Below are 12,072 nucleotides of genomic sequence, written 5' to 3' on the forward strand. Positions count from 1 at the left end.
CCGCTTGATGGGCCGCGCTTCGCGGCCCGAAAGCGGCTGGGAACAGCCGCCGGCCCGATGGATCCGACGCGCAGCGTCGGATCCATCATTGGTTTAACCTGAAAAGTCGGTTGGAGCGGACCTGGCGCAAGCCAGGGGCGTGACAAGCGACTTCGCCAGCTGAAAGCGTCTGTTCGGCCAGCTCCTGAGATTGGTATTACGTTTTATCTCCATCTAGCGTTACTCCGTCAACACCCGCGCCACTCCATCAACACCTGCTAACGCGTGCGGGATCTCCATGACTCCTACGAGAGTCCGCTTCTCCCCCCTGATAAGGTCTCCATCAGGCCCGATCCGCGCTGGGTAGGACCCGACAAAATACGTCATTTCGTAGACCCCATTGATGAAACTGACGCCCATGATACTCTGATTCTCGTTGGCCTCCGTATTCACGGTCACACCAACCAGGCAGTTCTTGTAGTCCAAACCTCTATCCGGCTCGCGGAATCCTAACTTGGCCAACATGCTGCGCAACTCTCTCGGCGAATGCATGACCTTTAGGCCAAAACCCTCTTCGACTGGGGACTCCGCAAACCCCGCCCAAAGAGGAATGGCGTATTCGCCCTCGTTGTGGCCTCCCTCAATGATTAGTTTGCATTCCCCCGGCTCCAGGACGCCTTCCGGCCTGCTGCACCCCAGAAACAGCAGTGCTAAGCAGCACAGCCAGGTGATCCAAGATAAGCTAGGCGTTGATGGGATAGAGTGGCGATCCATAACTATGGCTTCTCGATAACACGTTGGACACGCAAACAGCTAGAAAATAATCCCGAATCGATACACCGCCAATATATGATACCGCAACGAGATGGGACGGGAAACAGTTAGAGCGAATGGGATATCGGGTTTCGATCGAACACCTCTACCAACACAAACAGTCTTTCCGCCGGGCATGAGATAGGGAGGATGAGCTGAGGAGGATCGCAAACGGCTTCCGTCCGGGTGGCGCGGTATGGAGAAGGAAGGGGAGAGCTGGATGGGATACGGAAAACGAGGAATACGACGCGAATTTGCCCGACGAATGTCGCAACACAATATAATAGAGTGAGATACGGGATCCGGGCTGTTGCAGATTCCCTCTTCCGCCTTTCATAATTCCCCCTTGACCGGTGTACATATGTCGGGTAACATGTGTAGTGTCCTTGGTGTGTTGTATCCCACGGGAGAGGCGATGGACCGCGTGATTCTGCACGTGGACATGGATTCCTTCTTCTGTTCCGTCGAAACCGCCCTCGATCCGAGGCTTCGCGGGAGGCCGGTGGTCGTGGGAGGTTCGCCGGATAGCCGAGGCGTGGTGGCGGCCTGCTCCTATCCCGCCCGCGCCCGAGGAGTCCGTTCCGGCATGCCGGTCGCCCGCGCGTTCCGCCTCTGCCCCGAGGCGGTCTTTCTGCCGACGCGCCCCAGCGTGTACACGCAGATCTCCCTCGGCGTAATCCGCATCCTGACCACATTCACCGACCGCGTGGAGCCGGCGTCGATCGACGAGTCGTACATGGATCTCACAGGCGTTTCCGGTGGGTTCTCCGGGGCGGTCCGCATCGCCGAGAAGATCCGCGCGCGGATACGCGAGAGGTTCAGGATCACCGCCTCGATCGGGATCGGGCCGACGAAGGCGATCGCCAAGATCGGTTCGCGCCGCGCCAAGCCGGACGGCGTGGAGCTGATTCCTCCGGAGAGGGCGCGCGCCATTCTCGATCCTCTCCCCGTCTCCACCCTCGGCGGCGTGGGGGAGAAGACCGCCCGCGCGCTTCGCGCCGTCGGGATCCGCACGATGGGGGATTTGGCCGCCGCCGACGGGGATCGTCTACAAAGGATGTTCGGGAAGAACGGCGATGCGCTCCGCCGTCTCGCGCGGGGGGAGGAGCTTTCCCCTCTCGTCCCCTTCGCGGACTCGCCGGACGCCAAGTCGATGAGCCACGAGACCACCTTCTCGCGCGACCGCGCGGGGAAGGAAGAGCTGGAGACCACACTCCTCTGGCTCTCGGAGAGGCTCGCCCGGCGGCTCAGAAGGGAACGCCTCGCCGGGGACGTCTTCCGGATCAAGCTCCGCTTCCCCGATTTCCGGACCGTGTTGCGGAGCAGGACCTTGCCGGAGGCGACCGACGACGAGAGGACCCTCTTCCGTCTCGCCCGGGAAGAGATGGAGCGCCACAGGAAGGGGAAGCCGGTCCGCCTGATCGGTGTCGGCCTCGGCGGGCTCGCCCCGGCCGCGGCGCGCGCGCCGGAACTGGACCTGGACCGCGAGAGGAGGGCGTACCAGGGAACCCTTCCCGTCTTCGACGCGGTGCGGGACCGATACGGCGAGGGGATGCTCCGGAAAGCGAGGCTCCTGTGATCCTCGTCGGCACCTCCGGGTTCTCCTTCGACGACTGGGCGGGAGTCTTCTATCCTCCCGCGCTCAAGAAGGAGGACCGTTTCGCCTGGTATGTGCGGCACTTTCCCACGGTGGAGGTGAACTCCACCTACTACGCCGTCCCCTCGGCGCGCCTCTTCGAGAAGATGGACCGTCTCACTCCCGAGGACTATCCCATCTTCGTGAAGGCGCACGGCGACGTGACCCATAAAAGAGAGAAGCCGGAAGAGACGACGCGCCGCCTCCTCCGCGCGGTGGAGCCGATCCGCGAATCCGGGAAGCTGGCGGGTGTGCTCGCCCAGTTCCCCTACTCCTTCCGCGCCGGTCCGGAGGGACGCCACTATCTGCGCCGCGTCCGGGCCCTCCACCCGCCGGAGGTCCCTCTCTTCGTGGAGTTCCGCCACGCGGGCTGGGCCGGGCCGGAGACGGACCGCCTCCTCGAGGAGGAGGGGATCGGTTACTGCGCCGTGGACGAACCGCCCCTCCGCAATCTCCTCCCGCCGGAGGGGAAGTCGATCGGCGCGGTCGGATACGTCCGCTTCCACGGCCGGAACGAGGAGAACTGGTGGGGGGAGGGAGGGGACCGTTACGATTACCTCTACACCGACGAGGAACTGAAGGAGTGGGTCGACCGGATCCGCGAGATGGAGAAGAAGACGGAGAGGACCTACGTGTTCTTCAACAACTGCCACGCCGGACAGGCGGTGCGCGGGGCGAAGAGGTTGCAGGCGCTTCTCGGCCTGCCGCTCACGGGCGAGGAGCAGGGGAGCTTGGGGCTGTGATCGACGACGCGCGCCGCGCCGCGGCATCGAATAACATCGGCGGCCGTTTCGAGCGTCCCGAGGCGGCGACCGGATCCTCCGGCGGCGGAATCGAGCGCCGCGCCGCGGCCGATTCCCCCTTCGACGACCTCATCGAGAGGCTCCGCCACGACCGCCGTCTCGGCGGCCGGATCGCCCACGTCCGTACGATCTCCGCGCGGGAGGCGCGCTTCGCGGAGGAGGACTTCCCCGTCGCCGCGCCGCTCAGGCGCGCCCTCGCCTCGCGCGGCGTGGAGCGCCTCTACTCGCATCAGGGAGAGGCGATCGCCGCGTCCCGGCGGGGCGAGCACGTGACGGTGGTGACCGGCACGGCGAGCGGCAAAACGGTCTGCTACAACGTGCCGGTGATCGAGTCGCTGATCGAGGGGGGAGGGACGGCGCTCTATCTCTTTCCGACAAAGGCGCTCGCCCAGGATCAGCTCCGCACCGTCACCCGCCTTCTCGAAGCGGACCCGGAGCTGAAGGGGCGTCTCCACGCCGGCGTCTACGACGGCGACACCACCCAATACGGCCGCCGCAAACTACGGGACAAGGGGGACCTGATCCTCTCCAATCCCGACATGCTCCACGCCGGCATCCTTCCCAACCACGGCTCCTGGAGCCGTTTCTTCTCGGCGCTCCGATACGTGGTGCTCGACGAGATCCACGCCTACCGCGGGATCTTCGGCTCCAACGTGGGGAACGTGATCCGCCGCCTGCGGAGGATCGCGCGGCACTACGGCGCGGACCCGCGGTTCCTCTGCTGCTCCGCCACCATCGCCAACCCGGCGGAGTTGGCGGAGAGGCTGATCGGCGCGCCGGTCACGGTGGTGGACCGGGACGGCTCGCCGCGCGGCCCCAAGCGCTTCGTCCTCTGGAACCCGCCCTTCCTGGACACCGTCGAACTGGAGAGGCGCAGCTCCAACGTGGAGGGGAAGGATCTGTTGGTCGCCCTCGTCCGCGAAGGGGTGCCGACGATCGTCTTCAGCAAGGCGCGCGTCACGGCGGAACTGATCTTTCGATACGCGCGCGAGGCGCTGGAGCGGCGCGAGAAAAAGCTCGCCGATCGGATCGCCGTCTACCGCGGCGGCTACCTGCCGGAGGAGCGCCGCGAGATCGAGAGGCGCCTCTTCGAGGGGGAACTTCTCGCCGTGTCGAGCACCAACGCGCTCGAGCTGGGGATCGACGTGGGGACTCTCGGCGCGTCGATTCTGGTCGGCTTCCCGGGGACCATCGCCAGCACGTGGCAGCAGGCGGGGCGCGGCGGCCGCGCCCGCGACGACTCGATCGTCTTTCTGGTCGCCCACAACGATCCGATCGATCAGTACCTGGTGCGGAATCCGGAGTGGTTCTTCGGCCGGTCGCACGAGAACGCAATCGTGGACCCGGAGAACCCTTACATACTGGAGAGGCACCTCCGCTGCGCCGCCCACGAACTCCCGGTCGGCGAAGAGGACGAGGGATATTTCGGCGGGTCGCTCCGATCGATCATGGAGCTGCTCGAGGAGTTCGGTCGGGTGACGACGGTGAAGGAGCGCTGGTACTGGGCGACCTCCGAATATCCTGCGGCGGAGATCTCCCTCCGCAACATGTCCGACGCGACCTACACCATTCTGGAAAACGTCGAGGACGAAAAGGAGCCGCGCAGCATCGGCACGGTCGACGCGATCAGCGCGCCGGAGCTTCTCTATCCGGAGGCGATATACCTCCATGAGGGGCGCACCTATTTCGTGCGCGAGCTGGACACGGAACAGAGGATCGCCTTCGTGGAGAGGCGGGACGTGGACTACTACACCCAGGCGATCGTGGAGTCCACCATTCGGCTGGGGGAGACGCGGCAGAAGGACGCCCTCCCCGGCGCGGAGCTGCTCCTTTCCGAGGCGACCGTCGCGTGGATGACCACCGCATTCAAAAAGATCCGTTTCTACGGGCAGGACTCCCTCGGCTGGGGAAACCTGAACCTCCCGCCCCAGGAGCTGGAGACGATCGCCCTCGGCATCGCGCCGGACGCCTCCCTCGCCGAAACGCTCGGCCGCTTCGGCTACAACCTGACCGAGGGGCTCGCGGGGGTGCGAAACCTCCTCCAGGCGGTGCTCCCCCTCCACGCGATGTGCGATCCGAGCAACCTGGGGGGCGTGGTGGAAAGCTCCAACCTGGGCCGCCCCTCGATCTTCATCTACGACCGCTTCCCCAAGGGGCTCGGCCTCGCCGAAAAAGGTTTCGATCTGATCGATCGGGTCCTCGCCGACGCGCTCGAGCTGGTGCGCGGCTGTCCCTGCCGCGAGGGTTGCCCCTCCTGCGTCGGCCATCCCCGCCCGCCCGCGCTCCACTTCGACCCCGATCTCAAGCAGGGCTTCCCGATCCCCGACAAGGGGGCGGCCGTCGAGATCCTGGAGAGGTTGACGAAGTAACCGGCCGCTCGGGAGAAGCCGTTCTTGAACGACGGCTCCTCCCGTCCTAGACTCCGGGCGACGGCGGCCCTCGGCGCGCGACAATCCAATCGACGAGAAGGACGGGATCGGGACTCATGGCGGATCCCTATCGGAAGCGGCTTTCCCAACTGGCCCGGCGCGGGCGCGCGACCTCTCCGGCGGCGCGGCCCGTTTCGAGCGCGCCGCCGCCGTGCGTCCCCGAGGGCCGGATCGTGGAGTCCGGGGCGGGAGCGCACCTTCTCGTGGAGGAGCCGGCGTCGCGGCGGATCGCCGCCGAGGGCGGGCCGCCGTTCCCCCCGCCCGGCGAGGCGTTCGTTTTCGAGGAGGGCGGCCGGACCATCGAAACGAGAAGGCCGGTTTTCTTCGATCTGGAAACCACCGGCTTTCGCTCCACGCCCCTCTTTCTATCCGGGACGCTGGGGACGGGGGAGGACGGGGGCCTCGTGAGGCAGCGTTTCGCGCGGGACTACTCCGAGGAGGGCTCGGTGGTGGAATCGACCCTGGAGGAGATCGCCGCCGCCGACTGCCTGGTCTCCTTCAACGGCAAGTCCTACGATCTCCCCTTCCTCCGCGCGCGCGCGGCGATCCACGGGATCCCCTTCCGCCTCGATCTTCCCCATCTGGACCTGCTCCACGCCGCCCGCCGGCGATGGAAGGGGCGATTCCCCGATTTCCGTTTGCAGACGCTCGAGCGGCTTTTTCACCGGGAGGAGCGCCGGGACGACGTGCCGGGGGGCGACATCCCGGATCTGTATCACGAATACGTGCGGAGCGGTTTCGAGCCGCGCCTGATGAACGTCTTTCGACACAACGCGCGCGACCTGATCACTCTGGCGCGCCTGTTCTTCCTTCTCGCCGGCGGGGAGGAAGACGAAGGAAGAGGAGGAAAGGGCGTTGCATAACAAGGTGATCGGTGAGGCTCTCACCTTCGACGACGTGCTGCTGGTGCCGATGGAATCGGACGTGATACCGGCGGACGTGGATGTCTCCACGCGGCTCACGCGGGAGATCCGTCTCGGCGTGCCCCTCCTCTCAGCCGCCATGGACACGGTGACCGAGGCGCGCCTCGCCATCGCCCTCGCCCGCGAGGGAGGGCTCGGCGTCATCCACAAGAATCTCGCCCCGCGCGAGCAGGCGGCGATGGTGGACCGCGTGAAACGGTCCGAGAGCGGCATGATCTCCAATCCGGTCACCCTCGAGCCGGATCGTCCCGTCTCGGAGGCGCTGGAGGTGATGCGCGAGTACCACATCTCCGGTATCCCGATCACGCGGAACCGGAAGCTGGTCGGCATCCTCACCAACCGGGATCTGCGCTTCGTTCGGGACTACGCCGCCCGAGTGGAGGAGCTGATGACCAGCGAGAATCTGGTCACCGCGCCGGAAGGGACCACGCTCGAGGAAGCGAAGACGATTCTTCACAAGCATAAAATCGAGAAGCTTCCCGTCGTGGACGCCGAGGGCTACCTGAAGGGGCTCATCACCGTGAAGGACATGAAGAAGCGGATGATGCACCCCTTCGCCTGTAAGGACGAGCAGGGACGGCTCCGGGTGGGCGCCGCCGTCGGCGTCGGTATGGACCGGGAGGCGCGGATGGAGGCGTTGGTGGGCGTTCACGTGGACGTGGTCGTGGTGGACACCGCCCACGGCCATTCCCGGAACGTGATCCGCGCGGTGGAGGAGATCAAGAAGCTCTATCCGAGCGTGCAGGTGATCGCCGGGAACGTGGCCACCGCCGACGCGGTCAAGGCGCTGATCCATGCGGGCGCGGACGCGGTGAAGGTGGGGATCGGGCCGGGGGCGAGCTGCACCACCCGCGTGGTGGCGGGCGTGGGCGTCCCCCAGCTGACCGCGATCGAGGAGTGCGCCTCCGCGGCCGTCAAGAACGACGTGCCGGTGATCGCCGACGGCGGCGTGAAATACTCCGGTGACGTGGCGAAGGCGATCGCCGCAGGCGCCGAATCGGTGATGATGGGGAGCCTCTTCGCCGGCACCAAGGAGAGCCCGGGTGAGATGATTCTCTTCGAGGGGCGGTACTTCAAGGTGTACCGCGGCATGGGCTCGTTGGCGGCGATGCGGGAGGGCTCGAAGGACCGCTACTTCCAGGAGGGAGTGGAGTCGGATTCGAAGCTGGTGCCGGAGGGGGTGGAGGGGCGCGTCCCTTACCGCGGGCCCTTGGCGGATACGGTGTTCCAACTCATCGGCGGTCTCCGCGCCAGCATGGGGTACTGCGGCGCCGGCACCATCGAGGAGTTCCACAAGAGGGCGCGCTTCGTACGGGTGACGAGCGCCGGCGTGAGGGAGAGCCATCCCCACGACATGACGGTCACCCAGGAAGCGCCCAATTACAGCCGGCCCGCGTCCGGCTGAGCGCGGGCCGAGAAAAACCGAAATCGCGCGGGGCGGGCGCCCGATAGCGTCCGCCCGTTTTCTTTCGGTGTCAGAGGAACGAGACGGAGAGGAAGAGGGAGCAGCCCGTGAGCTGGGCGTCCGGGTCGGCGAGGCCGGAGATCGGATCCGCCGAAAAGCGGGTCCATCGGACGCGGAAGCCGGCGCCGAGACGCCCGAGAGGATAGGGGATCTCGTAGGCGCCGAAGAGGGAGAGGCCGGGGCCGTCGGCGTCCCGCTCTGCGGTTCCGTCGAGGTCGATGCGGAAACCGCCCCGCACGGTGTCGGCCGGATGGGTGCTCACCGACATCTTGAGGAAGGTCCACTGCGCAAGCGCGCCCCAGGCGAAGCCGCGTTCGTCCGGCGCCGCGTGGCGGTGTATGAAGCCGACGGTGAAGGGGATGCCGAACATTTCGAGGCGGGCGAGATCGGGATCCTCCGTGAAGGAGATGCCGTCGTCGTCTTCGCTCCGCCTCGACCAGAAGAGGCCGAAACCGGCGAGAATCGCCGTCGGTTCGTCGGCCCGGAAGGCGAGGAGAAAGTCGCCGTCGAAGCCGGGGGAAAGGCCGCCCGTGTTCAGGTCTTTCGCGGCGTCGTCCATGTCGCCGGGATCGAAGAAGGAGAGCCCACCGAAAAAAAGTGATCCCGTGCCGGCGGCGGCCGGGAGGGGGGCGAGGAGCAGGAAAAGGATGGGGAGAACGAGAAGGCGCGTCATGGCGTGATTTTAGCATAGGGAGAGCGGTTGGAGAACGGCACGGACGGCGCAAGGGAAGGTATCTGTTCGGCGACGGATTCTCTTTTCAAGGGCGGAGCGGCCTCCCCGCCGAGGCCGTGGCGAGGGAGGGAGAGAAAAGGTTTCCGGTACCGGTGAAAGATCCGCTCATGTGAGCGGAAAACGATTGAACCACGAAGAAAAAACGGCGGAAGCTCTTTATTCGCGCCCCTTCGCGCGGCACGTATTGACAGCGCTTTCCGGGGGTGCTAGAATAACAAATACGAAAGAGAGGATCTTGAAATCCCTACCCGGGGATGAGAGGCCTGTACTCAATTTGAGCCAACAGTACCCGAAGGGGAACCCGACTCCGCATGGGTAGAGCCAGCCTTCGCGGCCGGTTCGAGCCAGACGGGAGGGTACCCACCTGGAAAAGTCGGGTCAATTGGGACGGGCCTCACGACCGGCGTGGGGATTTTTCTTTTTTCCGATCGAGTGCGCGCCGAACGTCAGGCGCTCGCGCCCGAGATGGTTTCCAGCTCGAGATCGGGCCAGCATCCCGGATCGAGCTTCTGCAGATTCGCCAGACTCCTCTCCACCTCGGCGCGCGCTTCCGCCGTCCCCGCCCTTTGGAAGGTAAGGTAGGCGTCCAGGAGCGTGTCCTGTGCTTCCTGGATCTTCTTCTTCTTGTCGAGCACTTCCATGTCGGCATAGAGGAGCGAGATGTCGTGATTGGTGATCGGCTCGACCAGGCCGAGGAACTCGCCCCTCATGTGCTGGAGGATCCGGCGGTATTTATCGAAATCGTAGGCGAGCTTGGCGAGAACCTCCGAAAGGGGGCGGTATCGCTCCGGGATGTGTTCGGTGAAGGAGCAGGCGAAGCGATAATAGGCGCTTCCCCTCTCGATCAGATCGAGCAGCTCGGCGCTCGGGTCCCCCTCCTTGGGTAGGCGAAAGAGGCCCGTCCGGAGGAGCAGGTTGTCGCCGTTCATGCGATAGATCTCGTACCGCATGAAGGGGTTCTCCGCTCGATCGAGGACCTCCGTGAGATCGGTGTTGTAGCGGGCGATGTAGCGAGACGCGGTCTTATGAAAACGATCGGTGACGACGGAATTGAGGAGAAGGGCCAAGTAGACATTGACGTCTTCGTCGAAATAATCCCTGTTGGATTCGTTTTTCGTCGCGATACGGGACTGGAGAAACGCGTCCATCAAATAGGAGATGGACGGTTCATAGGCGCCTTTCTTCGCGAGTCCGTCCGTATATTTCTGAAGCTTCATCCGAGTCGTCCTCCCCCGGTTGCTCATCCGAGATGCACTCTGCTCAAAAGAAAAGCAGGGACCGTGCCAGGGAACACCGCGTCTTTCGGTTCCGTAAGTTGATGAAAAATATGGGGATTGCGGCGCACCTGGCGGATCGCCGCCGGAGGGCGCGTCGCAACGGCTCGATCTGCAACGGCTTCCGTTGCGAGCTGCGCCCGGGCGCGTTAGGATGGCGGAGGGGGAGGAACGACAATGCAGGTCGGATACATCCAATTCGCGCCGGAGTTCGGTGAAACGGCGAGGAACCTGGAGGCTTTGGAAAGAATCGCGAGGGAGCACGCGAAAGGGGCGGATCTTCTCGTGCTCCCGGAGCTGGCCGGAACGGGCTATCTGTTCACGTCGCGGGAGGAGACGCTTCGCTTCGCCGAGCCTTTCCCCGACGGGCCGACGGCGCAATGCTTCGCCCGCGTCGCCCGGGAAACGGGGGCGGTGGTGGTGGGCGGTTTCGCGGAGCGCGACGGTGACCGGGCGTTCAACTCGGCGGCTCTCGTCCGTCCCGACGGAACCGGCCACATTTACAGGAAGGCGCAGCTCTTTAAGGACGAAAAGAGCTTCTTCGAGCCCGGGGACACGCCGTTCGAGCCGGTGGAGGCGGGCGGCGTGAAACTGGGCCTCATGGTCTGCTTCGACTGGTATTACCCGGAGGTGGCCCGGCTGCTCGCGTTACGGGGCGCCCACATTCTCTGCCATCCCTCCAATCTGGTGCTCCCCTATTGCCCCGAATCGATGAAGACGCGCTGCCTGGAGAACCGGGTTTTCGCGGTGACCTGCAACCGGACCGGATCGGACCGGCGCGGCGATCGCGAGCTTCACTTCATCGGGATGAGTCAGATCACCGGCCCGGACGGATCGATCATCCTGCGCGCTCCGCGGGACGGCGTGCACGTGGGGATCGCGGAGATCGACCCGTCTCTGGCGGAAAACAAGGACATCACGGGAAACAACGTCTGGACGGAAGATCGGCGCCGTGATCTTTTCGGTGGACTGACGGAGTAGCGCGGCCCGCCCGGCCCCCGACCCCCGCCGCTTTCCCCTATTCTCTCACGCGCCCGGGTTCGCCGTCGAAACGCTCGAGGACGGTCCTGGCGATTCTCTCTCCCGCGAGATCGTGCGCGTAAGGCGAAGGGTGGGCGTCGGCGGCGCTCAAGCGGAGCGAATCGCCGGAGTGGGCGCGGAAAACCGGGAGAAGATCGATCACGTCGAAAGCGTTTTTCAGCCCCTCGTCCCGCACCTGCTCGTGAACCCACTCATAGGGGTAGGATTGCCAACAGTCCCGATCTCCTCGGGGCGGCACCGGGAAAATGACGAGGAGGACCGGGAGTTCCCGCCGGGCCGCGCAGTCCCCCATCACGCGGAAAGCCTCGCGCACGCTCCCCCAGTAGTGTTCGTCCCGGTGCATGTAGGGGATGTACCCGCCCCACCGCCACTTCCCGATTCGGCGCAGCGCCCCTTTTCCCAGGCGGAAAAGATGGAGCCGGTGCGATGCCGGATGGTGCCGGAAGAAATTGTGCAGGCCGCCGGTGTTCTCCGTGTCCGGGTCGTTCAGCGCATAACCGACGATGACCAGGTCGGGATCGAAAAGGGGGATCTTGTGCAGGAAGACGCACGCCTCGTCCCGGCTGCAGTAGCCGCCCACCCCGAGGTTCAGAACCTGCCAGCCGCGTGGGACGCCCCCCAGGTGGTGTTCCAGCCGTTTGGCGTAGCATTCCGTCACGCCGACGCCCAGGCCGTAAGTGAAGGAATCGCCGAGGCACACGATCCGCCGCGTTCCTCTCGGTTTGTCGAGGATGTCCACGGTGTCGCGGATTCCGAGGGGATTCGTCGAACCGGGGAGATCGCCGGTGCGGCGCAGCTCGTAGGCGAGGCCGGGGATGGAGGACTTTTCATGCGTCAGCGCGCGGGCGTATTCGTCGTCCGGCCTGGGGATGCGATAGGCCTTGGGAAGATCGAGAGCGCGCAGGGCGAGTTCGGCGCCGATGAGGACGAGAAGCGTCGAGCCCGCGCAGAGGAGAAGGGAGGAGGCGTGTTTCAT

The 12,072-nt window shown here is 65.2% G+C and carries 9 protein-coding genes; 6 read left to right on the forward strand and 3 right to left on the reverse strand.

Annotated features, from left to right (window positions below; all coding sequences use genetic code 11):
• Window positions 1–1,207: 1,207 nt before the first annotated feature.
• The 5 genes from dinB (at window position 1,208) to guaB (ending at window position 7,988) form a co-directional block, all read left to right on the forward strand.
• On the forward strand, window positions 1,208–2,371 hold the full coding sequence (gene dinB / locus JW958_07480; protein ID MBN1826090.1) for a DNA polymerase IV: 1,164 nt from the start codon (window positions 1,208–1,210) through the stop codon (window positions 2,369–2,371).
• On the forward strand, window positions 2,368–3,171 hold the full coding sequence (locus JW958_07485) for a DUF72 domain-containing protein (protein ID MBN1826091.1): 804 nt from the start codon (window positions 2,368–2,370) through the stop codon (window positions 3,169–3,171). Before dinB ends, JW958_07485 begins: the two co-directional genes overlap by 4 nt.
• Window positions 3,168–5,600, forward strand: a complete 2,433-nt coding sequence (locus JW958_07490) for a DEAD/DEAH box helicase (protein ID MBN1826092.1) — start codon at window positions 3,168–3,170, stop codon at window positions 5,598–5,600. The genes JW958_07485 and JW958_07490 overlap by 4 nt, the downstream gene beginning before the upstream one ends.
• Before the next feature lie 116 nt (window positions 5,601–5,716).
• Window positions 5,717–6,523 carry a ribonuclease H-like domain-containing protein gene (locus JW958_07495; protein MBN1826093.1) on the forward strand — a complete coding sequence of 269 codons (807 nt, stop codon included), beginning with the start codon at window positions 5,717–5,719 and terminating at the stop codon, window positions 6,521–6,523.
• On the forward strand, window positions 6,516–7,988 hold the full coding sequence (gene guaB / locus JW958_07500) for an IMP dehydrogenase (GenBank protein ID MBN1826094.1): 1,473 nt from the start codon (window positions 6,516–6,518) through the stop codon (window positions 7,986–7,988). The genes JW958_07495 and guaB overlap by 8 nt, the downstream gene beginning before the upstream one ends.
• A gap of 70 nt (window positions 7,989–8,058) precedes the next feature.
• Here the strand turns inward: guaB and JW958_07505 are convergent, their stop codons facing one another.
• Together JW958_07505 and JW958_07510 are read right to left on the reverse strand one after the other, a co-directional pair.
• Window positions 8,059–8,721: a hypothetical protein gene (locus JW958_07505; protein MBN1826095.1), complete on the reverse strand. Its 663-nt coding sequence runs from the start codon at window positions 8,719–8,721 to the stop codon at window positions 8,059–8,061.
• Between the two features lie 506 nt (window positions 8,722–9,227).
• Window positions 9,228–9,998, reverse strand: a complete 771-nt coding sequence (locus JW958_07510; protein MBN1826096.1) for a hypothetical protein — start codon at window positions 9,996–9,998, stop codon at window positions 9,228–9,230.
• A gap of 234 nt (window positions 9,999–10,232) precedes the next feature.
• Between JW958_07510 and JW958_07515 the strand changes: the two genes are divergently transcribed.
• Window positions 10,233–11,036, forward strand: coding sequence for an acyltransferase (locus JW958_07515; protein MBN1826097.1), 804 nt, complete (start codon window positions 10,233–10,235; stop codon window positions 11,034–11,036).
• A 37-nt stretch (window positions 11,037–11,073) separates the two neighbouring features.
• Here JW958_07515 and JW958_07520 read toward each other — a convergent pair whose 3' ends face one another.
• Window positions 11,074–12,072, reverse strand: coding sequence for an SGNH/GDSL hydrolase family protein (locus JW958_07520; GenBank protein ID MBN1826098.1), 999 nt, complete (start codon window positions 12,070–12,072; stop codon window positions 11,074–11,076).

The sequence above is a fragment of the Candidatus Eisenbacteria bacterium genome (assembly GCA_016930695.1).
In the GTDB taxonomy this organism is placed as follows: Bacteria; Orphanbacterota; Orphanbacteria; order Orphanbacterales; family Orphanbacteraceae; genus JAFGGD01.